Here is a 22,939-nt window from a genome sequence, read left to right on the forward strand (position 1 = left end):
TATGCGGTTTTTGATGGTGGGGGCAGGTCTGTCCGGTGCCGTAATCGGTCGAGAGCTTTCTGAACAAGGGCACGACATTACAGTTGTGGACAGCCGCGACCATATCGGCGGCAATTGCCACACGGAACGTGATGCCGATACTGGCGTCATGGTTCATGTCTACGGGCCACACATCTTCCATACTGATGATGAAGAGGTCTGGCAGTATGTGAACCAATACGCCAACTTCCTGCCCTATAAGAACCGGGTCAAAACCACGTCCCAAGGGCAGGTCTACTCGCTGCCAGTGAACCTGCATACGATCAACCAGTTCTTCGGCAAGACCATGCGCCCGGACGAAGCGCATGCGTTTATTACCGAAGAGCAGGCCGACACATCCATCACCGACCCGCAGAGTTTCGAGGAACAGGCGATGCGGTTCGTCGGTCGCGATCTGTATGAGGCGTTTTTCAAAGGCTACACGATCAAGCAATGGGGCTGTCACCCGTCCGAACTGCCGGCGTCGATCCTCAAGCGCCTGCCAGTACGGTTCAACTACGACGACAACTACTTTTTTCATAAATTTCAGGGCATGCCCGAAAACGGCTATACCGACATGATTGCCGGTATACTTGATCACCCTGGTATCACGGTGAAGCTGAATACCACTTTCGATCGCGACATGGCGGTTGGTTTCGATCACGTGTTCTATTCTGGCCCGCTGGATGGCTATTTCGACTACGAGCTTGGGCGCCTGGGTTATCGCACGCTTGATTTCGAACGGTTCACCTATGAGGGCGACTATCAAGGCTGCGCGGTGATGAACTATGGCGAGGAAGAGGTGCCCTTTACCCGGATTACCGAACATAAGCACTTCTCGCCATGGGAAACGCATGACGGCTCGGTCTGCTATCGCGAGTTTTCCCGTGCTGCTGGTCCGGACGACATACCGTATTACCCGATCCGTCAGCTAAAGGAAAAAGCGCTGCTGGGTGAGTATGTTGCGCTTGCTGAAAGCACGCAAAACGTCACATTTGTCGGCCGTCTGGGAACCTATCGGTACCTGGATATGGATGTCACGATCCGCGAGTCGCTGGATACCGCTCAGGACGTGCTGTCCGCAATCTCGGCAAAAGAACGTTTAAAACCGTTCTTCGTTCCAGTTCTTTGACGCAGGTTTGAATGCGCCAACTCAATTTATGTTGGCGCGGGTTCGGGGAAACGCGCGCGAGTGCGGTTTGCAAATGCGACCAATGACAGCATTACCGGAACTTCAACCAGAACGCCGACAACCGTTGCCAGTGCCGCGCCCGAGTTCAAGCCGAACAGGCTGATGGCCACAGCGACAGCCAGCTCAAAGAAATTGGACGTACCAATCATTGCGCAGGGTGCGGCGATCCGGTGTGGCACCTTTAGGGCAAATGCTGCGCCGTAAGCCAAGGCGAAGATACCGTAGCTCTGGATCAGGATTGGTATGGCGATCAGGACAATCACCATTGGTTTGGCCAGGATGGTTTGCCCCTGCAGACCGAAAAGGATGACGACGGTGGCGATCAGGCCCATGACCGACCACGGTTTGACGCGTGCGGAAAACGCATCGATTGCCTCCTGCGATCCCAGTTTGCGTCGGGTGAAGAGGCCGGCGATCAGCGGCAATACGACATACAGCACAGTTGCCAGGACCAGTGTCTGCCAAGGGACCTGGATGTCCGTCACGCCAAGCAGAAAGGCCACGATCGGGGCAAATGCCACGACCATGATCAGATCGTTCACAGATACCTGAACCAATGTGTAGGTCGCGTCGCCCTTAGTGAGTTGTGACCAGACAAACACCATCGCTGTGCAGGGCGCGGCACCCAGCAGGATCAGCCCGGCGGTGTATTGTGCGGCGTCTTCGGGTTTAATCCACGGCGCAAAGACGTGGTCAAAGAACAAAACCGCCAGAAAGGCCATTGTGAACGGTTTGATCAGCCAATTTACGACGAGCGTTACGATCAACCCGCGCGGTTGGCGTGCAACGCCTGCCACCGCACCGAAATCGACGCCGACCATCATTGGATAAACCATCGCCCAGATCAAAAGAGCCACGACCAGATTGACACTGGCCACTTCGGCGGAAGCGATCAGTTGGACCAGCCCGGGTGCTGCCAACCCGATCAGCACGCCACCAACCATGGCAAGTGCGACCCAGACAGTCAGGTAGCGTTCGAAGATGCTCATGGATATGCCTCTTTTGTCTGATCGGTCAGTTTGCCGGACGTCAGCGCGGCCAAGGCGACCATCGCGGCTGCGGTGCCCAGAACCAGTGAAAGTCCACCGATTTGATACGTCAAACCAGATAGGACTGTGCCGACAAGGCGGCCCGATGCATTGGCCATGTAATAAAAGCCCACATCCATTGTCACCCGCTCGGACTTGGTGAAAGTCAGGATCAGGTAGGAATGCAGCGACGAGTTGACCGCGAAAATTGCCCCGAAGGCCAAAAGGCCGACAACCAGCGTAGCAGTCAGCCATGCCTCGGGACCGGATGACAGCAGAACCGCGATGGTCAGGGACGCGGGTACGCAGAACAGCGCCGCAGCCCAGTTTCGGGCCGCTTGGATCAGGTCACCTTCGGTCCGTTCACTCGCGCGCAGGATTTTCGGTGCAGCGGCCTGAACGGCCCCGTAAAGGATCACCCAAACAGCCATGAATGTGCCGATCATGAAAAACGCAGCGCGGTTGCCCTCTTCGGTGCCGTCCGAGAGTACGGCATAAAAGTAGATCGGGATGCCGACCACGAACCAAACGTCCCGTGCACCAAACAAGAAGACTCGAGCAGCTGATAACCAATTCACGTTGGCGGATTTCGAAAAGATCTCAGAGAATTTGGCGTCTTTGCGACCCTCGGGCAGGCCGGGCGGCATGAACAGGATGACGGCGACAAGAATCACCGCCAGTATCACCGCCATTGCGAGAACGGCCCACATAAAACCCAAGGTAGCCAGCAACGCAGCCCCAAGCAGAAAGCCAAGCCCCTTAACGGCGTTCTTTGACCCGGTTAAGGCCGCAACCCAGCGGAACAGCCCCCCGCCGTCAGTTGGGGCCAACAGTTTGACCGCGGATTTTGAGGACATCTTGGCCAAATCCTTGGCGACTCCACTGGCCCCTTGCACGATCATCACAAAGACAACTTTGGTCGGAATCGCCCAATTAGGGTCTAATTGAGTGAGAACCAACAGTGCCCCAACCTGCAATGTCAGCCCAGCATAAAGTGTAGATGTCAAACCGAACCGGGCCGCGATCCAACCCGCGGCAAGGTTCGTGCCGATGCCGGCGATCTCATAAAGTACAAACAGATATGCCAATTGAACCGGCGAAAACCCCATCGTGTGAAAGTGCAACAGCACCAGCATACGCAGGGCCCCGTCGGTCAGCATAAAAGCCCAATAGGCCGCCGTGACCGCGATATAGGCCGACAGTCCTGCGGGCCGTTGGGTCACAGCGAAGCACCCACCATCAGCGCGACATCGACCAAGCGGTGCGCATAGCCCATTTCGTTGTCGTACCAGGCATAGATTTTCACCTGTGTGCCATTGACCACCATGGTCGAGGGCGCATCAACAATCGAAGACCGTTCGTCATTGGTGTAATCGGTAGAAACCAGCGGCCGCGTCTCATAGCCGAGGATGCCATTCAGATCACCGTCAGCAGCGGTTTTGAATAACGCGTTGACCTCTTCGACGGTTGTCTCACGCTCAACCTCGAAAACGCAATCGGTCAACGACGCGTTCAACAGCGGCACGCGCACGGCATGCCCGTTCAGCCGCCCTTTGAGTTCCGGGTAGATCAGCGTAATCGCCGTGGCCGAACCGGTGGTGGTTGGAATCAAAGAGTTCAACGCCGAGCGCGCCCGGCGCAGATCTTTGGCGGGGCGGTCCACGATGGTTTGTGTGTTGGTCACGTCATGGATCGTGGTCATCGACCCATGGCGAATGCCCAGGTTTTCGTGGATGACCTTGACCACAGGTGCCAGGCAATTGGTTGTGCAGGACGCCGCTGTCACGATGCTGTGGGCAGCCGGATCATAAGTAGTCTCATTCACGCCCATGACGATGTTGGCAGTCGGGCCATCCTTGACCGGGGCCGAGACAACAACCTTCGTCACACCAGCTTCGAAATACGGCGCCAATTTGGCTTCGGTCTTGAAGACACCGGTGCAGTCGATCACCACATCGACGCCGTCCAGCGGCAGTTCAGACAGGTCTTTGGTTCCGATAAATGGCAGACGGGTTCCGTTGATCGTAACGCTGTCGGCATCATGCTCGAACGTAGCGTCCCAACGCCCATGCACAGTATCAAACTCCAGAAGGTGTGCGTGCATTTCAGGATCGCCAACCGCGTCGTTGATCCATGCAATCTTTGCGCTTTTGTCCAACAACGGCTTTAGGGCTAGTTTTCCCATCCGGCCCAGCCCGTTCACAGCATAAGTCGTCATTTGATGTCCTCAGTGGGTGTCCTGCCAATATCATCAACAGCAGATTGCAATGCGATCCGGTCGAGGCTTTCGACCGGCAAAGACGTAAAGGCCTCGATCCGGCGCTTGAGCGCGCCGTAGGCGTTTTGAAAGGCCAGGCTTTTCTCGGCATCCGTGCCTGTGGCATTTACCGGGTCGGGCATTCCCCAATGGCCGCTGATTGGCTGGCCTTCCCAGGCAGGACATTCCTCGTTTGCGGCCTGATTGCAGACGGTAAAGACAAAATCCATCTCGGGCGCGTCGGGCTCCGCAAACTCGGACATATGTTTGGACCGCAGGATAGAGGTGTCGTGCCCCTTGTCGCTCAGGACCTGCAAAGCGAACGGGTTGAGCTGGGACGTGGGCTGGGTACCGGCCGAGTAAACGTTGAACCGGTCACCCCCCAATTGGCGCAGCAAGGATTCCGCAAATATTGAGCGGGCAGAGTTGCCCACGCACAGAAACAAGACATTGAACTTCCGATCTGTCACCGTCTCACTTCCCTGAGCAAAAGGCATGCAGATATCCGGACGACCACGGCAGCAATCAACGATCAGATAGTCAAGCATCTGCTGCACGTTATTCATTTCTACCGAATAGCGCAGGGACGTCCCGGAACGTTCCTGTTTGACCAGCCCGGAACGCTGCAGCGCGTTCAGGTAATTGGATAGGGTGCTGGCCTTAAGGTCGAGCTCATCCGCCAACTCTCCGGCAGGGACGCTGTCAGGAAAACGCCGGATCAACATGCGAAACACAAGGATGCGCTGCGGATGACCCAGGATGGCCAATTGGCTTGTTATTCGTTCTATCATATTTCATGAAATATAGAAATAATGCAAGTCAGTCAATCTAAACGACAAAGCAACGGAGACGAGGCTAAGTACTTTGCAAGGTTGGTTTTTTGTAGCAATGCAGGAATGGCGTGGGATGCCAGCAATTTGCGCTGTCCGAATCATCATCACGCGCATTGAAGGCTTCCACGGCTAACGAGACTTGCACGCATTAGCACTAGGGTTTAAGGACACCATCGCTTGCCTCAATAGCTCAGCTGGTAGAGCAGGTCCTTCGTAAGGACAAGGTCGGGGGTTCGAGTCCCTCTTGAGGCACCATATTTGAAGATAAGGCGCTGTAATTTAATATTTTTTATAGTGTGTTATTGTGTATCCCCTGTTATTTTGTTGATGGATATGCGCCCCGATTTTCTTGCCATCGATTCCCTTGATACGCATTCCTCTAATATGTTTGATGATGGTGAATGTTGGTTTTTGTTAGAGTTAGGGCTGTGAAAAAGGTCCCAACTAAGACGGGCACGCCGACCTAGGTTCTGCACTTATTAACGAGGTTAGGCTCCGACGGCAGCCTTCAAGAACAACAGGCGTTAATCGAAATTGGGCGCCTGACCGATCTGCGGATGGAGCTGTCGTTGCCCTTCAGGGTGTTAGCTGGCGTGGCATCTGTGAGCAATTACAGATCGACAGCTTCATGAAAACATGATGGCCAATCGCTCAACAACTGATGCAATTGTCAATCATGATTGTGTGACAAGCCAATCCTCAACTTCTCGAACCTCAGAACGTGTCCTGCTGGTATGCTGGACATCGATAAAGTAGCCATGGGTTGGGGCGATACGCTCATCAAAAATCCGAACGACTCTGTTTTCCGCCAGATCCTGGTCGATCAGTGGAAGCCAGCCAATGATTGCTCCCTGGCCTTCGGCAGCGCCGCGCAGCAGCACGTTTGCGTCCTCGAAGATCGGCCCGTAAAGCAGATCGGCTATTGAAACACCCATTGCCTCAAACCAGTCCCGCCATCCCCAGTGATTTCTTTGATGCAAAAGGGGCAAGGTTAATAGATCCTTTGGGTGATCGATAGGTCCTCGTGTAGTGACAAACTCTTCGGATGCTATGGCGACCGGGCTAAGCTCAAGCAGCTTGATTGCATCTTCTGCCATGTCGGCGATGCGGTCCCAGCGGATTATGATATCGACATTCTCGCGTTCGTGCGCGCCGGGATAAAGGGCTGGCACCACTTCCAATTCGATCTCGGGATGGGCTTCCCAAAAATCACTAATCCGTGGCATGAGCCAGCGCGCCGTAAAGATCGGTCCCGCCGAAACTCGCACCGCTTTGCGTGCGCTTCGATGCATGGATTGAACCGCACTGTCCAACAGGCCAAAGGCCTGACTGGTAGCGTGGGCCAAGCGCCTGCCTTCAGCTGTCAGGGTGACATCACGACCCTCCCGCCTGAATAGCTTGACGCCAAACTGATCCTCCAATCCGCGAATATGATGACTGATCGCAGTCGGGGTCACAGTTAGGTCCGCCGCGGCTGCCCGAAAACTGCCGTTCCGGGCGGCGGCGTCAAAGGCACGTAAAGCTGTAAGAGAAGCTGTCACGGCAATCCAATAGATGAGTTTTTCTCATTCATTGCTGAGAATGTTGCTTTTGTAAACTCTGCTATTTCCGGTGCAGGATAGGGCTGCATAAACCTGAGCTCATGAATCGATGACCATGGCAAACCGTCGGCGCGGTCGTAAAGACCGCTTAAAGCAAGTCTCGGAGACTGGCCCGCAGCCACCGGTATGGCCAGGGGTGATTGGTGGGCGTCTTAAACCGCTCTTGCCTGACGAAGAAAGTATGGTCGAGGAAGCCGCATATAAGCTTCTTGAAGACCTGGGGCTCAGCCAGGCCATTCCCTCGATGATCGAAAAAGTCACTGCTGCTGGCGGGGCCATGACGGATGATGGTCGGCTGTTGTTCCCGCGCGCGCTGGTGAAATGGGCGATGGACGGAGCGCAGCGGGGGTTCACCTTATGTGGCCAGCGTCCCGAGAACGACCTGAAGATTGAAGCCGCCCGCGTGCATATGTCTACCGGCGGCGCGGCGCCTGGCGTGTTTGATCTCGACACTCATGAATATCGAGATTCGACATTGCAGGACCTCTACGATGCAGCGCGGATCGTGGACCGGATGGACAATATTCACCACTTTAGCCGATCGGTTGTGGCACGCGATGTCGAAGACAACGCGTCGATGGATCTGAACACCGCTTACGCCTGTCTTACGGGCACGTCCAAGCACGTTTCGATTTCGGTTACCGAGCCGCAGAACGTCGCCGATATTGCAAAGCTTTGCTATGAAATCGCCGGTGGCGAAGAGGCATTTCGTGCCCGTCCCTTCCTAACGATCATGGTGTGCCATGTGGTTCCGCCAATGCGTTTTGCCGAAGAAGCCTGTGAGGTGCTGGAGTTGGCGATCAAGGCCGGGTTCCCGGTGCAGCTGATCAGCGCCGGACAGGCCGGGGCCACCAGCCCGGCAACGATTGCCGGATCGCTGGTGCAGGCGATAGCGGAAACGCTGGCAGGTCTGGTATTTGCGCGATTGGTCGATCCAAAGGTCAAGGCGATTTTTGCGCCTAAACCTCTGGTGGCAGACTTGCGGACTGGATCGATGAGCGGCGGTGGCGGTGAACAGGCCATCTTGATGGCAGGTGCTGCGCAAATGGGTCGGCGATGGGATTTGCCAACGAGCTCAATTGCCGGGATCACAGATGCAAAACGGCTGGATGCCCAATATGGGGCCGAGAAATCGCTGGCGGTGACAATGGCGGCGCATGCCGGGTCAAATATCATTACCCAGGCCGCCGGTATGATGTCGAGCCTTTTGGGGGTGAGTCACGCGGCCTATGTCAGCGACAATGACCTTTTGGGTAACATCCTGCGCACTGTACGCGGCGTCGAAGCAACACCCGAAAATATCGCCGCTGATGTCATCGCAGATGTCTGTCGGGGTGAAGGGCACTTTTTGGGTGAGCAACACACATTCGGCCGAATGAAGTCAGATTACTTCTATCCCGAGATCGGCGATCGGCGCGCGCCTCGCGACTGGCAAGATGATGGTGCTCAGCGGATTGGCGACGTTGCGCGGGAGAAGGCGAGAGAGATCCTGAGTACGTATTATCCCAGCCACCTGCCGGACGAAGTGGATCGCACGCTTAGGATGAATTTTGATATCCGCCTGACACGGGCACAAATCGGACGGCCGGAATGATGAACCAAGATCTTAGCACCCGCGCCCGCGCGAGCCTGCCAGGCGGCGTCAGCCATGAGCTACGATTTCGTGATCCGCACCCAATATACATTGATCGCGCGCTAGGTGCCGAAAAGTGGAACGTTGAAGGACGCCGCTATATTGATTTCAAAATGGGCAGCGCCAGTCAGATGTTAGGACATTGTCACCCGGCAATTGTCGAAGCGGTGCAGAGACAGGCCGAACGTTCGATTTTCAGCGCGGACTGCCACACCCAGGAGATTGAGTGGGCCGAGTGGGTCAACCGGCTAATTCCTTCTGCCGAACGCACACGTTTCACCGCATCGGGTACGGAATCCACGATGCTGGCACTGCGACTTGGGAGAGCATATTCGGGCAAGGATCACGTGCTGCGTGTTGAGGGCCATTTCCATGGTTGGCATGATCACGCATTGAAAGGGGCAAGGCCGGGCAGCGATCAGGCGCCGTCTTTGGGTATCCCGGATGCCATCAACGATCTGATCCATATCTGTGCAGCCGATCCTCAGGCTATGGAAGGCGCGCTACGGGATGACCGTATTGGCACGGTAATCATTGAAGCCTCGGGCGCGAATTATGGCTGCGTCCCCTTGGCCACCGATACCTTGATGGCGCTGTACGACGTTGCGCGTGCCGCCGGTGTTGTGCTCATCTTTGATGAGATCATCACCGGATTTCGCTGGTCGCCTGGTGGGCGTCAGGCACGCGACGGGATCGTACCCGACCTCACCACTTTGGCAAAAATCGCGACAGGCGGTTTGCCCGGTGGCGTGATTTGTGGTCGCGCCGAAATCATGGAGCTTTTGAACAATGCAACCGTGCGAGGCGGGTTTGGGCCTGCGGTCAGCCACAAGGGCACTTTTAACGGCTCGCCCCTGATTGCGGCTACAGCCTGTGCCGCGATTTCGCTCTTGGCCAGCGGCGAGGCGCAGGCGCATGCCGATACCATGGCCGCACGCATGCGCGATGGTATGAATGCCGCCATGAAGAGGCGGGGCATCGCGGGCATTGCCTATGGCGACAGTTCGGTTTTCCACGTGTTTTTCGGCCGTAGCAGTCTGGATGGACTTAGCCCTGCCGAAATTAGGGGGCTACCGAAACCCTTGGTCAAAGCCTATCGCGACGGCATGCTGACGCGCGGCGTGGATATGATGGCCTATACTTCTGGTTTGACCTCAGCCGCGCATACACCCGAACTAGTTGATGAAGCGCTCTTGGCCTTTGACGACACTTTGTCGGACATGATCCGCGACGGAGCATTGCAATGACCCTCCCGTCCTCCGCCCGCACCGTCATCATCGGCGGTGGCGTTGTCGGGTGTTCCATCGCCTATCACCTGGCCCGCGAAGGGCGCAAAGATGTCGTGCTGCTGGAGCGTTCGAAACTGACGTCAGGCACCACATGGCATGCCGCCGGTCTGGTTCGGCGTTTGCGCCCGTCGGCGACGCTGACGAAATTGATCAACTACTCGATTGACCTTTACGGCGAGTTGGAAGTTGAGACCGGACAGGCCACTGGCTGGACACAAACGGGATCGCTGACGCTGGCAACCAATGAGGACCGGCTGACCAACATCAAACGGCAGGTATCGCTTGGTCGTGCTTTTGGGCTGGAGGCCGAGGTGGTCGATGCCGTCCGCGCACAAGAACTTTGGCCGTTGATTGAAGTGGACGATGTGATCGGTGCCGTTTGGTCGCCTGCTGATGGGCGCGTGAACCCGTCTGATGTGGCGCTTGCCTTGTCCAAAGGAGCCAAGGCGCGCGGTGTGAAATTTTTCGAAGACACCCGTGTGACCGGGTTGCAAAAGAAAGATGGTCGCATCTCGGGCGTCGAAATCGGTGAGTACGTGATTGAGGCCGAAGAGGTCGTGATCGCCAGCGGTCTCTGGTCGCGCGAAGTGGCTGAAATGGCTGGTGCGCATATGCCGCTTTATGCCTGCGAGCATTTCTACATTCTGACGAAGCCGCTGGCCGAGGTACGAGCGCTTGGCAAAGGTGTGCATCTGCCAACGCTGAACGATCAGGACGCCTATCTTTATGCCCGCGACGATGTTGAGGGCTTGCTGGTCGGCTCGTTTGAGCCTCATGCCAAGGGCATTTCTACGCGCGATCTGCCTGCGGATTTTTCATTCGATCTGCTGGATGAAGATTGGGACCACTTCATGCCGATGATGGAGAATGCGCTGCGCCGCATTCCCGCTCTGGAAACCGCCGAAGTGCGGATGCTGCTGAACGGCCCCGAAAGCTTTACACTCGACAGCCAGTTCATGTTGGGTGAAAGCCCTGAGGTGCCGGGTCTCTTCCTGATGGGGGGCATGAATTCTACCGGGATCGCTTTGGCCGGTGGCGCGGGCAAGGCGATGGCAGAATGGATCATCGCGGGCGAGCCGACGATGGAACTGAACGAAGCTGACATACGCCGTTTCAGTCCCGAAATGAACGTGTTGGGCGCGCTAGAAGCCCGCATTCCTGAGGTGCTGGGTCGGCACTACGACAATCCCTATCCGGGTCGTTCAATGGACACTGGGCGCGGTCAGCGCCGCTCGCCAATTCACCAGGGGCTGATGGCCGCGGGCGCGCGGTTTGAGGCGCGAGGGGGCTGGGAACGCGCCGTGCATTTTGGTGGAGACGCAACGCATCTGCCACTCACCTTCGCCGCACCGAAATGGCGCGGTCAGGTGAAGCGGGAAGTAGACGCCTGCCGCAATGGCGCGGCCATTCTTGATCAATCCGCCTTTGGCAAGATCATGATACAGGGGCCGGACGCCTGCGCCTTTCTCAACCGGCTATGTGCCGCGCAGATGGACATCGCCGAAGGGCGCATCGCCTATACACAAATCCTGAATGCGCGAGGTGGTGTTGAAAGCGATCTGACCGTGCAACGTCATGGCCCGGCGACTTATCTGATGATCGTCGGTGCGGGCGAAGTTGTCCGTGTCATGAAACGTATGCGCGACACCAAAGGTGACTTCCGTGTCGAGTTTACCGATGTGACAAGCGGCTATGCCGTGATTGGCCTCGCCGGGGCTAAAGCGCACGACGTATTGCAGGCTGCCAGCAATGCGTCAGTACCTGACCTCAAACGCTTTTGTTTTGCGTCGGTCGAGATCGGGTTAGCGCGCGGTTGGGCTGGTCGTCTGAGCTTTACCGGTGAAGTGGGGTATGAACTTTATGTTCCTGCTGACATGGCCATGGCCGCGCATGAGGCGCTTGTCGTGGCAGGTGCCTCTCATGCGGGCCTCTTTGCCAGCGGCAGCTTGCGGATCGAAAGTGGGTTTCGTGCCTTCGGCCATGAATTGACACCGGGCACAACCCCGCAAGAGGCCGGGTTGGGTGCGTTCTGCGCTTTTGGCACCGGCTTCGTAGGTGAGGAGGCGCTGATTAAAGCGGGTCCACCCAAGCGTCAGATCGTTTCGCTTATGTTCGATGACCCGAACGCGATCCCGATTCATGATGAACCGATTTACTATGATGGCCGCGTCGTTGGACAGATAACTTCTGCGGCGTGGAGCTATCGTTTTGACCGCTCTGCTGCGCTGGCGATGATAAACGCGCCGTTGGATCTGATTGCGGGGCATGACGTTGTGACGGGGTTCGAGGTGGAAATCGCCTGTACCCGCTATTCCGCAAAATGTTCGCTACAACCCGCCAAGGAGGCGTTTTGATGTCGCAGACGGCACGCACGACCCGCGTTGCGATCATTGGCGGCGGTATTATGGGCGTTGCGGCCCAGTTCCAACTCGCTGAAAATGGCTGGACCGACACGATCCTGTTTGAAAAGGCTGAACTGACCAGCGGGTCCACATGGCACGCAGCAGGGCAAATTGCCCATGCCGTGGGCAGCCGTGTTGCAGGCTGGATCAACAAGACCTCGATCGAGACCTACAAGCGCGTCGAGTTGGAAACGGGGCAAAGCATCGGTTGGCATGAGGTCGGTGGGTTCCGCATTGCCACAACCGATGATGAAGTCGACTGGATGAAATCGATCATGGGCGTCGGCAGATTGCTGGATCTGCCGATGGATTTGGTGGGGCCGGATGAGGTTGCGAAAGGCAACCCGTTCTACAATGTCGATAACGTTAAAGCTGCCGTACGAACCTATGAGGATGGGCACATAGACCCGTCTGGCGTGACGATGGCACTGGCCGCTGCTACCCGTGCTCGAGGGGCAAAGATCGAGCGGCACAATCAGGTTCTGGGTGCCAGTCGCAGGGGCGATATGTGGCTGCTCAAGACCCAAAAGGGCGACGTATTGGCCGAGCATATCGTGATTGCCGCCGGTTCCTACGCCAATCAGGTCGGCGAATGGTTCGGGCTCAAGATCCCCTCGGTCTCTTGCCTACATCACTACCTTGTCACCGACACAGTGCCCGAATTCGAAGGCCGCCCGGAATTGCCGGTGATGCGCGACAACTCTTATGGTGGCTATATCCGGCAGGAACAGAAATCCGGATTGATTGGTATTTACGAGGGCCATGTTTGCCCGACCGTTTGGGAAATGCCTGAAGGCGCGCCATGGGCCGCCGAGAACGAGCTGTTTGCTGCGGATTACGACTCGATTGGCGATTTCCTGATGGTCGCTTTCGACAAGATGCCGATCCTGGCCGAGCTTGGAATCAAACGCGTTGTGCGCGGCGCGATCACCCATACGCCGGATGGAGGAATGCTGGTCGGGCCTTCTGGTGCGCCCAATGTCTGGCTGTCTTGTGGCTCATCCATTGGTCTTGCGTGGGGCGGCGGTGCTGGCAAAGTACTGGCCGACTGGATGGTGCACGGCGAAACCTCGATCAACACGCGCAGCCTTGATCCCCGCCGTTACGGAGATTTTGCATCGGATCATTACATCGTTGAGCGCACCAAAGACGAATTCATGCGCCGTCATGACACGCCGTGCCCCGGAAAACAGTTCAATAGCTTGCGCCCTGTGAACCGGCATCCTCTCTATGATCGGCTGGCTGCCAAAGGGGCGGTGTTTGGTGAGATTGCAGGGTGGGAGCGTCCGCGTTACTTCGGGGATGTCGGTGAAGTTGAGAAAATCGGTTGGGGCCATCAGCCCTGGCATGAAAATGCGCTGGCCGAGGCAAAAGCTACCCGTGAAGCCGCTGGTGTGATCGACCTTTGCGCATTCGCCCAATTCGAGATCACTGGCAAGGATGCGGGCAAACTGTTGGATCGCCTGTCTGCCAACCGTATCCCTTGCAAAAACGGGCGGATGAGCCTCAACCATCTGTTGACCGAAAAGGGCCGGTTCGAGACTGAGATCACCATTTGGCGTATGGATAAGGATCGCTATTTCACAGGCTCCCCAATTGCTCGCGCTAACCCGGATTTCGCCTGGATACAAAGCCATATCCAGCCGGGTGAAGACGTGCAGATTGTTGATCACAGCGCCGATTGGGGAATGCTGGCTATGTCAGGCCCTGCTTCGCGGCGCATTTTGTCTGAACTGACAGAGGCCGATCTGTCCAATGCAGCTTTCCCATGGCTTTCAGGGCAGGAAATCACGGTCGCCCAGGTGCCCTGCTATGCGTTGCGCGTTTCATTCGTGGGCGAATTGGGCTGGGAACTTCACGCCCCGCTGGAGCGCATTGCAGACATCTATGATGCTCTGTTCGAGGCAGGTGCCAAGTTTGGACTGGCCGATCTGGGGTCCTATGCTTTCAACGGATTGCGGATGGAAAAAGCTTATCGCGCCAGCGGTGAAATGACGACTGATGTCGGTCCGCTGGATGTTGGGCTTGAAAGGTTCATCGTGGCCAAGGATCGTGATTTCATCGGCAAGGACGCGATGCTGGCGCGTAATCCGGAATGGGAGCTGCTTTATGCAGAGCTTCATGCTGACAGTCTCGATATTTATGGCGGAGAGCCGGTCTTGTTGAAAGACCGGATCGTAGGTCTGACCACGTCGGGTGGCTACGGCTACACGGTGGGCAAATCGCTCGGGTGGCTCTTTGTAAAGAAAGGGACGCCGCGCGCAAATCTTACGGTTCAGATTTTGAATGATGCTTATCCGGTGACGATACATGACGCCCCGCTGTTTGATGCCGACAACCTGCGCCCAAGAGCCGAGGACTGAGAGATGACTAATATATCCGGCGGCGAGGCCGTCTATCGCGTTTTGAAGGCCAATGGGATCGACACTGTGTTCGGCCTCTTGGGTGGATCAATGTTGGAACTTTATGACGCGCTATATCAGGGCGGAGAGATTGCCTATGTCGGTGCGCGCGATGAACGCGCGGCGGGTCACATGGCCGATGCTTGGGCGCGTATGACCGGCAAGCCAGGCGTGGTTTTAGGCGCGCAGGCCGGTCCCGGCGTGGTGAATATCGTGACGGCCGTGGCCGAGGCGCATCTAGCCTATTCGCCGATGGTTGTCATCGCGGGCGCAATCACCCGCGCGGATCAATGCAAGGACACGTTTCAGGAGGTCGATCAGGTTACCCTCTTTGCACCGATCTGCAAACGCTCGGTGATGGTGACAGATCCTTCGCGGCTGGCTCCGATGCTTGAGGATGCGATCCGTCTGTCCAATACCGGTCGCCGAGGCCCCGTTGTGCTGCATGTCCCACGCGACCTTTTTGCTGAAGAGATCCCCGCCATTGATCCCAGACCGCTACGGATTGCGCGCCCGGGTCCGGCCGCGCCTGCTGACGTCACCACCATTGCCGCGTTGCTGGCCGGGGCGGAACGCCCGGTGATCTTTGCCGGAGGTGGTTTCAAATGGGGCGCGGGTCGTGATGCGCTGACCGCGCTGGTAGAAACACTTGAAGTGCCCGTTGTGGCCTCGACCGGCCATGCAGATGTGATGCGCCATGGCCACCCCTGGTTTGCCGGACAAGCCGGACCGCGCGGCAACCGCGTGGCCAGTCGTCTGACGAAAGAGGCAGATGTGATGGTCGTGATTGGCGCTCGTCTTGGCTTCAATTCCACCTTCCATTCCAACGACTACGTTGGTGCAGATACCCGCATCGCGCATGTTGATGTCGAAGGCTCTGCCGTTGGTCGATATTTCCCTGCTGAAATCGCGGCTCAAGGTGACGCGCGCCTCACGGCCGAAGCGCTGACCGAGGCAGGCCAGAAGCCAAATTGCGACGCATGGCGCGAGAGCTTCAAGGCGGATATGGACAGTCTTTGGGTTGAACGGGCCAAAGAGGCTGTAATCGAAACGCTGCCCTTGCACCCTCGCCGCGCTTTGGCGGAGCTGCGCAATGCCTTGCCTGAAGACGCCATTGTTACACTTGATACCGGCAACACCTGCCTTCAGGCCGCGGATCGCCTGGCCCATTACGAACCAATGTCACTGATCACACCGCTGGATTTTGGTCTGGTCGGTTTTGGTCTTGCCGCAGCGATTGGCGCAAAAGCCGCGGCCCCTGAGCGTCCGGTTGTTGCGATCATGGGCGACGGTGCTGTTGGTTACACTATGATCGAGATTCAAACCGCCATTTCGCACAGGCTTCCGATTACCGTCGTGGTGCTCGACAACGAGGCATGGGGCGCTGAGAAAGCCTATCAGCAAGAGTTTTACGGGGGCCGCCTTCTGGGCGCGGAAATAGAAAGCCCCCGGTTTGACAAGTTCGCTGAGCTTTGCGGCGGTAAGGGCATCTGGGTAAACGGGCCCGGGGGTATGGGCCCCGCCCTACAAGAGGCCATTACATCGGAACAAACAACAATTATTCAAGCCAAGATCGATCCGGGCGCGCTCATGACGCTGCGCAAGGACCTGTTCAGGGCACCGCGGAATGGGGCAAAGGCATGAGCGCCTGTGCTCCATTATCATCGACGCTGGTAACACGGATCTTTGTGCCGCGCATGCAGCCCGAGAAAAGGGCGCAAGCATGTTGATGCTGGAATGTTCGTCCAAGGCTAATAACGGACGGTCTCACTCGATCAAAGTTTCGACTTGACCTATGATGAATAGCGATAAAGAAAATCACCTGTTATGTGAAATCTGCTCAGGTTCAAATGGCAGAAGGCCCCTTTCTTGATTTGCGTCATCTGAAGATGATCCGCGCGATTGCCGAACACGGGCGTGTCAATGATGCGGCCGAGGCTTTAGGGGTCACTTCATCGGCTCTTTCGCATCGCATCAAAGAAGCCGAACGACGGTTGGATCTGGTTCTGTTTACACGCATCCACAAGCGCCTGCGCATGACCCCGGCGGCGGAATATCTTGCCGATGTCGCGGATCGCGTTCTGACCGAAATGGACCGGGCCGAGCGCGATGTTCGACGAATGGACCGCGGTGTGGAGCATGTCGTGCGCATCGCGGTCGAAACCTACAGCGCGTCGCATTGGTTGCCCGATTTCATCCGCTATCTGCAAACGCGGCTACCGGGAATTGAGCTACAGGTCATGGCAAGCGTGACGCGCAAACCTGTTGGCGCACTTGCAAACAGGCACGCCGACATCGTTGTGACGTCAGAAGAGGCAACCCCCATTGGAACGCATTGTATTCCACTGTTCAGGGACGAGTTGCTGTTCATCTTCGCACCAGATCACCCGCTTGCCGCAAAAACTCATATCGAAGGCAAGGATATCGAAGGGGAAGACTTCATCACCTACGCCCTGACCCCTGAGCCGGATCGTGAATTTGCCCGTTTGTTTCGCCCGTCCGGGCGCTATCCACGCTGGACCACAACGGTCGAGATGCCCGAAGCCATCGTCGAGCTTGTGGCCGCCGGTCAGGGCAGCAGCGTGCTTGCTGGCTGGGCCGTGCGCCCGGCCATCGAAGCTGGACGTATAGTTGGCCTGCGCGTCGGCAAGGATGGAATCGAAGTGCCTTGGGTCGCAATGATACGATCCGAAGACAAGGGCACAGGCCCCATTCTGGAAGTCGCCCAAGCTCTTGCGCGGTGGTCTTCAGCAAACGGCGGGTTCGGTTAGGACCGGAGCCTCTCGTTTTTTGGATCGTACACATGGTGAGAATGACGCGTTGCCGCGCGCATCTCGCCGAAGGCTTGAACAAAACAGTCCGCTCCTATCTCGAGCGAACTATTTTCGACGTAGCCGAGCGCCAACAACTTGCCGGTTCGACAGCCCATCGAGACCGACGTCAGATAACCGATGACCCGCCCCTCTCGGATGATCGGGTCGGATGGCAATGGCTCTGGCCCGAGATCGGTGATCTCCAACCCGATAAAGGCCCATGCAGCTTCCTGCATTGCCTGTTCTTCAACGGCCTGTCGACCGGTGAAAGGCTTGGACATGTTCGCGAATCTGGAAAGACCAGCATCGAACAGCGTGTATTCAACGCCAAAGTCCGCGCCCCAGCCGTGATATCCCTTTTCGACGCGCATGGCATTAAGCGCGTAAGAACCGAAATTGCAGATGCCATGCGGCTTGCCCGCCGCCCAGATCGCATCGTAAAGGGCCACCAGATCTGACGAGGCGACATGTAGCTCCCAACCCAACTCGCCCACGAAACTGACCCGCATGGCCGTGACCGGCATACCTGCGATCTCGATTTCGGCCAGGCTCATCCAGGGTGCATTGGCCGCGCTCAGGTCATTGGCAGTGAGGCCCTGCAACAGATCGCGGGATTTCGGACCCATCACCAAAAGCGTGCCATCGCGAGTGCAACCCTTGGTCAAACGAACGTCGGCATCGCCGCAAGCGGTCGCAATCCAGTCGAAGTCTCGATCAACAGCCAGGGTAGGGCCACACAGCAGAAATCTGTCGTCGGCCAAACGGGCAATTGTCGCTTCTGACCATATGTGTCCCTTGGGTGTCAGCATATAGGACAGACGCACCCGACCGACAGGCGGCAGCGTTCCGCAGACTACTTTATCAAGCACCTTGGCCGCGTCGGGCCCATCCAGGGTGAATTTTGTGAAGCCGCCATGGTCCATGATCCCGACTCGATCACGAACCGTTTCGCATTCAATCCGCACGGCATCCTGCCAAGGCTCGTGTCCGAAGCTCAAAGCGCTTGGATCGCTTGTCCTGCCCAGATCGAACCAGAATGCCCGTTCCCAGCCGCCGATTTGTCCCATGACCGCGCCCTGTTCGACAAGTTGCTTATAGAGCGGGGTCTTGTTGAGCGGTCGCCCAGAATCCATAAGACGATGAGGATAGGGGATCGCATATTGCAGGTCATAATGCTCGGACGCGCGTGCCGCTGCATAGTCTTGCGTGGCCCATGACCCGAACCGGCGGGGATCCCAGGCGGACAGATCCCATTCGGTTTCGCCTGTCGTCAGCCATTCGGCCATGGCTTTGCCAATGGCCGCTGAATGCGTGATGCCAATCTGAACGCCTGTCGCATGGTAGAAGTTTCGAACACCTGCGGCGGGCCCTACAAGGGGAAGTGCGTCAGGCGAATAGGGGATCGGGCCATTAACGAAACGCTGGGCACCCGCTTCGGCAAGCAGAGGCACATGGGCTGAGGCCGCTTCGAACACCGCCATCATCCCGTCGATATCATCTGCAAACAACTGATGGTCAAAGTCCTGAGGAACCCCGTCTTGCCAGACCGGGCGCCCTTCGTGGGCATAGGACCCGAGCAACAAGGCGTTTCGTTCGCGCCTGAGATAAAACCGCATGTCGGGGTCTCGGATCAAAGGAAACGCGTCGGTGTCCTTCTCGAGAACCGCCAGAGGCGATGTCACCATATATTGGTGTTCAAGGGTGACGACAGGCACGTGCAACCCCGCCATTGCCGCAATCCGTCCGCCGCTTGAGCCCGCCGCATTTATCACGGTTCCCGCGACAATGGTGCCAGTCGATGTTTCAACCACCCATTCCCCCGACGCATGCTGCCGCAATCCTGTGACGGGCGTGAACCGATGAACCATTGCACCCAAGTCCCGGGCGTGTTTGGCTAGTGCATGGGTCAACTGACTGGGATCGATGTCGCCCTCATAGGGATCAAATATCCCACCATGGATTGTATCGTCAGCCTGCCAATAAGGGTGCATCTCTTCAATCTGTGACGGCGTCAGCATCGACAGCTCAAACCCCGCCGATCGAGACACACCGCACAGGTGTTGGAATAGTTGCATCCGCTCAGGCGTGTGAGCAGGCCAGATAGCGGATGTATGCCGATAGGTGATCGGCGCGACCGGGTCTTTGGCAAGCTCCTTGTAAAGCTGCCAGGCATAGTTTCCGGCGCGCATGCCCAACCACGAGTTAGCGTAGGTGGGAATATTGCCCGCGGCATGCCACGTCGACCCCGCAGTCAGTTCATTCTTTTCAAGCAAAACGGCATCGGTGACGCCCGCCTTAGCCAGATGATACAGGATGGCAGCACCAACTGCGCCACCGCCAATGACAACAACCTCTGCATGGCTTTGCATTCAGTGCGACTCCAACAGTCTACCAAAACCAGGGATCGGATCGGTTATGCCGACGGCGCGCAGCGCTTGCCAATAGACCGCCGCATTGCAGGCCACGATTGGCTTGCCGTGGGTGTCTTCCAACGCGCCGATCATGGCCACCACGGGCAGCGCGGTTCCGACCTGAAGGATAACATCGCAATCCGAGGAAGCGACTTCAGCAAAGACGGACCGGATATCGTCCAACGGAGTTTCACAGATGGCAGGAAGCGAGGGCGCTTCGGTGCCCTTGATCGCGACCACCTCGAACCCGGCGTTTTCAGTATTTGCTTTCACCACAGCATCGACTTCAGCGTTGAACGGCGTGACAATGCCAACACGCGTCGCCCCAAAGGCGCGCAACCCCACATAATCGGCCTGCGAAGCGCCAATCACCGGCACGCCGACCTGCTGTGCGATATCTTCGCATCGCGCCTTCAGTTTGTCCGGCCCGCCGGGCCCTGCGTCGGTTGTCAGGCCGATGGCGATTGCCGACGGCGCACAGTCCATCAACTTTGCCGCTTCGTCGGGCAGGTCATCCGACACCGCATCGCCCCCCAAACGAAAGCGCTGCATCTGGTTGGTCACACCCTTCGGTCGCAGCAATTCCAACTCGGGCTGGACCACGGTATTCATCGCAGGCGTCATGACGCCAATTACGGCGCGAGTGGCAAGGGTGTCAGCCATTCTCAGTCTCCTTCAGGAATTGGTTCAGTCCGATCATGCCACCGACATAGATCATGTCACCGACGGTCCTTTCCATTTCATCAGCGACCCCGGGGGCGCAGTCGAAATGGCTTTCCCAGATGCCCAGAGTTTGGCCGGTATGGGTGATCGGAATGAATCGATGCGTGGACACGTACCCGGTCACGGGAAGCGCACTTTCGAGGATGTCATAGGTATAGGAATGATCGGTATCAGAATGGGCCAACAATGTTTCCCGGAACACTGTGCCATCGGCGATGTCCAGCTTGCGGATGGTGCCGGTGGCGGTCGGTGATCCGTTCTCCAGGCCAACACCTGCCACGCCCGGATTCCAATGCACTACACCGTCAAAGGCGCGAACGGCCGCCCAGACTCTGTTTATGTCACTGTCGATGACCATACTTCTGAAGACGTGCATGTCGGCTCCTCTTTAGGGCTGAAGATGGATGGGATAGTTGGCTCGAATACGTGCTTCAGCCTCTGCATCAAGATGGGCCGAATGCGGTGCTGCCAGAATCTCGGTCACGCGGGTCCGTGCCTGATCCCAGATCGAAAGACGGCCTGCAGCAACCCAGTCATCGACACTTTGGCGATCGGCAAGAGCCGGATAATGATAGTCTGACTTCATACGCTTGAGCGTTTCGATTTCCCCAAGATAATGCCCGTCCTGGGTGACGACGCGTTCCACCGCGTCCAGATTGAGTGTCTCCAAACTCACTTCAATCCCCCTGATGCTGCGCAGGATTGCCCCGCACATGTCGTCATCGATCACCATCGCTTCGGGGCTGGCCACCATGATCGAGCCCAGCATCCCCACGGAAAGGTTGATCATGTCGGCGCCGCCATGTCCGGCCAGGGCGACGGTGTAGCCTTTTTCATAGCCCGCTTGGGCATCCACCATCTTGGAATCCGTCATACCCGCCGAGACTGTGGATGGTAGGCCGATATGGGCCAGAAGCTGGGCCGCGGCAGCATTGGCGATCGCTGCTTCACCACTGCCACCGCTCATGGCTCCGGTGCGCAAATCGGAAATGAAGGGCATCAGCGCATAAATGCACGGGCTACCCGCCTGGATTCCGTCAACCACCACTAAGCCTGCGAGCGATTCTGCCAAGCCCTGTGCCAATGCGCCGGCCAAGGTGACCGGACTTGTCGCACCTGCCTGGCCAGCCGAACAAATCTGCGGGATCATGCCTGCTCTCACGGCCTTCTCCAGCATCAGTATTCCTTCGGCGCTATAGGTCAGCGGGGGAACCACATGGACAATCACTGCCATGCAAAACGGTCTTTCCCGGAATGCATGTTTGTGGCCGAGCGCTATATCGAACAACTCAACTATCGGGTCGATGTGGTCAGGCTCGCAAAAGCTGATGCCAATTGGTTTCGAAGTGGCTTTGAGGCAGGCAAACGCGGTGTTGATGTCCAGCTCGAACGGGTCTGTCAAATCCCTGGCAACAACGGGCCGTACACCATAGTGGATGTTCGACGATGCATCCAATACGCGCATCAGATCGTAGAGATCGCTCAGTGAGCTGTCCTTGTAGGCGCCGGTTGCGGCATCCAGAGTCTGAACGGCCGCTCCGCCGGTCCCGATGTGAACCCGGCTGCCGCCGATCCGCAAATCCCTGTCTGCAGTGAACCCCGGTAACGTGATCTTTCTTGGAGCACGAGACAGTGCATTTCTGATCATCTCATTTGAAAAACAAAGGCGTCCGTCAGGGCGATGCCACGCCCCTGCAGCAATCGCCCGTTCGATCGCCTCTGCCGGCAAGCCGACCATACCCACTGTCGAAAGAATGTCATAGGCATGCGCTTCGATGGCAGCCAATTCCAAGGACGACAGCGGCCTCAAAGCACCCCCAATCTGAAGTGCAGGCAGTGCGCCCGGCTCCAATCCGGTTTCTGATGTCTCTTGTCTTCGCGTGCGTCTAACCATCTACGCCCCTCAACGACACCAATAAAGCGCAATTGTCTTGTGTTGAGAATTCAATAAACCGGCTCAGTTGGTGAACAAAATTCACGAAAGGTCTTTAGCGTTGCTTTGCGCTGTATGAGTCTCATCGCAACAGCTCGGTTATCTCAAGCCAGTGAATGCGTCGCTTTTGAAAAGGGCTTTCCTGTGACGTTGGTGTCCGCCCATACCGCTATGGGTTGTTGCAGCAGACATTGGAGTTTAACATTCTAAATGTCAGCTCCATCCCAAATTGGGCAGGTCAACAATGCTGCCCGAGGTGTGAACGCCTGGTTTTCTCGCCGCGCTGCGGTACAACGGCGGATTCCCATGCAGCAAAATATCCGCAGCGAGCGTGCGCACCGAAAAAACCAAAATCAAAGAACGGGCTCCTTGCCGACATTCTCTGCGACACGCCCGAGCTGATG

16 protein-coding genes and 1 tRNA gene are annotated in these 22,939 nt (G+C 57.1%); 8 read left to right on the forward strand and 9 right to left on the reverse strand.

Annotated features, from left to right (window positions below):
- The first annotated feature begins 1 nt into the window (after position 1).
- Positions 2-1,150, forward strand: a complete 1,149-nt coding sequence (glf, locus tag GOW92_RS15695; RefSeq protein ID WP_170561591.1) for a UDP-galactopyranose mutase — start codon at positions 2-4, stop codon at positions 1,148-1,150.
- Between the two features lie 26 nt (positions 1,151-1,176).
- On the opposite strand, the gene arsB is transcribed toward glf, so the two are convergent.
- Genes arsB through GOW92_RS15715 form a run of 4 tightly spaced genes read right to left on the reverse strand, consistent with a single transcriptional unit; the run spans position 1,177 to position 5,286 of the window.
- The gene (gene arsB, locus GOW92_RS15700; protein WP_170561592.1) at positions 1,177-2,199 is read right to left on the reverse strand and encodes an ACR3 family arsenite efflux transporter; all 1,023 of its coding nucleotides are present in this window, start codon (positions 2,197-2,199) and stop codon (positions 1,177-1,179) included.
- Positions 2,196-3,461: an organoarsenical effux MFS transporter ArsJ gene (arsJ, locus tag GOW92_RS15705; RefSeq protein ID WP_170561593.1), complete on the reverse strand. Its 1,266-nt coding sequence runs from the start codon at positions 3,459-3,461 to the stop codon at positions 2,196-2,198. Before arsJ ends, arsB begins: the two co-directional genes overlap by 4 nt.
- Positions 3,458-4,456: an ArsJ-associated glyceraldehyde-3-phosphate dehydrogenase gene (locus GOW92_RS15710; protein ID WP_170561594.1), complete on the reverse strand. Its 999-nt coding sequence runs from the start codon at positions 4,454-4,456 to the stop codon at positions 3,458-3,460. Before GOW92_RS15710 ends, arsJ begins: the two co-directional genes overlap by 4 nt.
- Positions 4,453-5,286 carry a MarR family transcriptional regulator gene (locus GOW92_RS15715; protein ID WP_170561595.1) on the reverse strand — a complete coding sequence of 278 codons (834 nt, stop codon included), beginning with the start codon at positions 5,284-5,286 and terminating at the stop codon, positions 4,453-4,455. The genes GOW92_RS15710 and GOW92_RS15715 overlap by 4 nt, the downstream gene beginning before the upstream one ends.
- 221 nt (positions 5,287-5,507) lie before the next feature.
- On the opposite strand from GOW92_RS15715, the gene GOW92_RS15720 reads away from it, so the two are divergent.
- Positions 5,508-5,583, forward strand: a tRNA-Thr gene (locus GOW92_RS15720).
- 419 nt (positions 5,584-6,002) lie between these two features.
- Here the strand turns inward: GOW92_RS15720 and GOW92_RS24945 are convergent.
- A complete protein-coding gene (locus GOW92_RS24945; RefSeq protein ID WP_170561596.1) occupies positions 6,003-6,869 on the reverse strand; it encodes a LysR family transcriptional regulator in 867 nt (288 codons plus the stop codon).
- Positions 6,870-6,984: 115 nt separating this feature from the next.
- Here GOW92_RS24945 and GOW92_RS15730 point away from each other — a divergent pair, with 115 nt between their 5' ends.
- The 6 genes from GOW92_RS15730 to GOW92_RS15755 all read left to right on the forward strand — a co-directional run bounded on the left by GOW92_RS15730 (position 6,985) and on the right by GOW92_RS15755 (position 17,426).
- Positions 6,985-8,523: a trimethylamine methyltransferase family protein gene (locus GOW92_RS15730; RefSeq protein WP_254453055.1), complete on the forward strand. Its 1,539-nt coding sequence runs from the start codon at positions 6,985-6,987 to the stop codon at positions 8,521-8,523.
- On the forward strand, positions 8,520-9,809 hold the full coding sequence (locus GOW92_RS15735; protein WP_170561600.1) for an aspartate aminotransferase family protein: 1,290 nt from the start codon (positions 8,520-8,522) through the stop codon (positions 9,807-9,809). Before GOW92_RS15730 ends, GOW92_RS15735 begins: the two co-directional genes overlap by 4 nt.
- Entirely contained in the window at positions 9,806-12,205 is a 2,400-nt protein-coding gene (locus GOW92_RS15740) for a GcvT family protein (RefSeq protein ID WP_170561602.1), read from the forward strand. The genes GOW92_RS15735 and GOW92_RS15740 overlap by 4 nt, the downstream gene beginning before the upstream one ends.
- Positions 12,205-14,616 (forward strand): FAD-dependent oxidoreductase, encoded by a 2,412-nt coding sequence (locus GOW92_RS15745; RefSeq protein WP_170561604.1) that lies wholly within the window; start codon positions 12,205-12,207, stop codon positions 14,614-14,616. Before GOW92_RS15740 ends, GOW92_RS15745 begins: the two co-directional genes overlap by 1 nt.
- A 3-nt stretch (positions 14,617-14,619) precedes the next feature.
- Positions 14,620-16,299: a thiamine pyrophosphate-binding protein gene (locus GOW92_RS15750; RefSeq protein ID WP_170561606.1), complete on the forward strand. Its 1,680-nt coding sequence runs from the start codon at positions 14,620-14,622 to the stop codon at positions 16,297-16,299.
- A 206-nt stretch (positions 16,300-16,505) separates the two neighbouring features.
- Complete coding sequence (locus GOW92_RS15755; RefSeq protein ID WP_170561608.1) at positions 16,506-17,426, forward strand: LysR family transcriptional regulator; 921 nt, start codon at positions 16,506-16,508, stop codon at positions 17,424-17,426.
- On the opposite strand, the gene GOW92_RS15760 is transcribed toward GOW92_RS15755, so the two are convergent.
- The 4 genes from GOW92_RS15760 to GOW92_RS15775 are packed head-to-tail and all read right to left on the reverse strand — an operon-like array spanning position 17,423 to position 22,496.
- Positions 17,423-19,837, reverse strand: a complete 2,415-nt coding sequence (locus tag GOW92_RS15760) for a GcvT family protein (protein WP_170561610.1) — start codon at positions 19,835-19,837, stop codon at positions 17,423-17,425. The two genes, GOW92_RS15755 and GOW92_RS15760, sit on opposite strands and share 4 nt — an antisense overlap.
- Positions 19,838-20,542, reverse strand: a complete 705-nt coding sequence (locus GOW92_RS15765) for a maleate cis-trans isomerase family protein (protein ID WP_170561612.1) — start codon at positions 20,540-20,542, stop codon at positions 19,838-19,840. It abuts the gene before it with no gap.
- Entirely contained in the window at positions 20,535-20,978 is a 444-nt protein-coding gene (locus GOW92_RS15770) for an SRPBCC family protein (RefSeq protein ID WP_170561614.1), read from the reverse strand. Before GOW92_RS15770 ends, GOW92_RS15765 begins: the two co-directional genes overlap by 8 nt.
- A gap of 12 nt (positions 20,979-20,990) precedes the next feature.
- Complete coding sequence (locus tag GOW92_RS15775; RefSeq protein WP_170561616.1) at positions 20,991-22,496, reverse strand: trimethylamine methyltransferase family protein; 1,506 nt, start codon at positions 22,494-22,496, stop codon at positions 20,991-20,993.
- Between the last annotated feature and the right edge of the window lie 443 nt (positions 22,497-22,939).

Origin of the sequence: Ruegeria atlantica (genome assembly GCF_013032505.1) — a bacterium.
GTDB lineage: Bacteria > Pseudomonadota > Alphaproteobacteria > Rhodobacterales > Rhodobacteraceae > Ruegeria > Ruegeria atlantica_F.

Excerpts from the sequence above, each read along its gene's own strand:
- GOW92_RS15755 (WP_170561608.1), top strand. The coding sequence starts at position 16,506 with ATGGCAGAAGGCCCCTTTCTTGATTTGCGTCATCTGAAGATGATCCGC.
- glf (WP_170561591.1), top strand. The coding sequence starts at position 2 with ATGCGGTTTTTGATGGTGGGGGCAGGTCTGTCCGGTGCCGTAATCGGT.
- GOW92_RS15740 (WP_170561602.1), top strand. The coding sequence starts at position 9,806 with ATGACCCTCCCGTCCTCCGCCCGCACCGTCATCATCGGCGGTGGCGTT.
- GOW92_RS15715 (WP_170561595.1), bottom strand. The coding sequence starts at position 5,286 with ATGATAGAACGAATAACAAGCCAATTGGCCATCCTGGGTCATCCGCAG.
- GOW92_RS15745 (WP_170561604.1), top strand. The coding sequence starts at position 12,205 with ATGTCGCAGACGGCACGCACGACCCGCGTTGCGATCATTGGCGGCGGT.
- GOW92_RS15710 (WP_170561594.1), bottom strand. The coding sequence starts at position 4,456 with ATGACGACTTATGCTGTGAACGGGCTGGGCCGGATGGGAAAACTAGCC.
- GOW92_RS15735 (WP_170561600.1), top strand. The coding sequence starts at position 8,520 with ATGATGAACCAAGATCTTAGCACCCGCGCCCGCGCGAGCCTGCCAGGC.
- GOW92_RS15775 (WP_170561616.1), bottom strand. The coding sequence starts at position 22,496 with ATGGTTAGACGCACGCGAAGACAAGAGACATCAGAAACCGGATTGGAG.
- GOW92_RS15770 (WP_170561614.1), bottom strand. The coding sequence starts at position 20,978 with ATGCACGTCTTCAGAAGTATGGTCATCGACAGTGACATAAACAGAGTC.
- arsB (WP_170561592.1), bottom strand. The coding sequence starts at position 2,199 with ATGAGCATCTTCGAACGCTACCTGACTGTCTGGGTCGCACTTGCCATG.
- GOW92_RS15750 (WP_170561606.1), top strand. The coding sequence starts at position 14,620 with ATGACTAATATATCCGGCGGCGAGGCCGTCTATCGCGTTTTGAAGGCC.
- GOW92_RS15730 (WP_254453055.1), top strand. The coding sequence starts at position 6,985 with ATGGCAAACCGTCGGCGCGGTCGTAAAGACCGCTTAAAGCAAGTCTCG.
- GOW92_RS15760 (WP_170561610.1), bottom strand. The coding sequence starts at position 19,837 with ATGCAAAGCCATGCAGAGGTTGTTGTCATTGGCGGTGGCGCAGTTGGT.
- GOW92_RS15765 (WP_170561612.1), bottom strand. The coding sequence starts at position 20,542 with ATGGCTGACACCCTTGCCACTCGCGCCGTAATTGGCGTCATGACGCCT.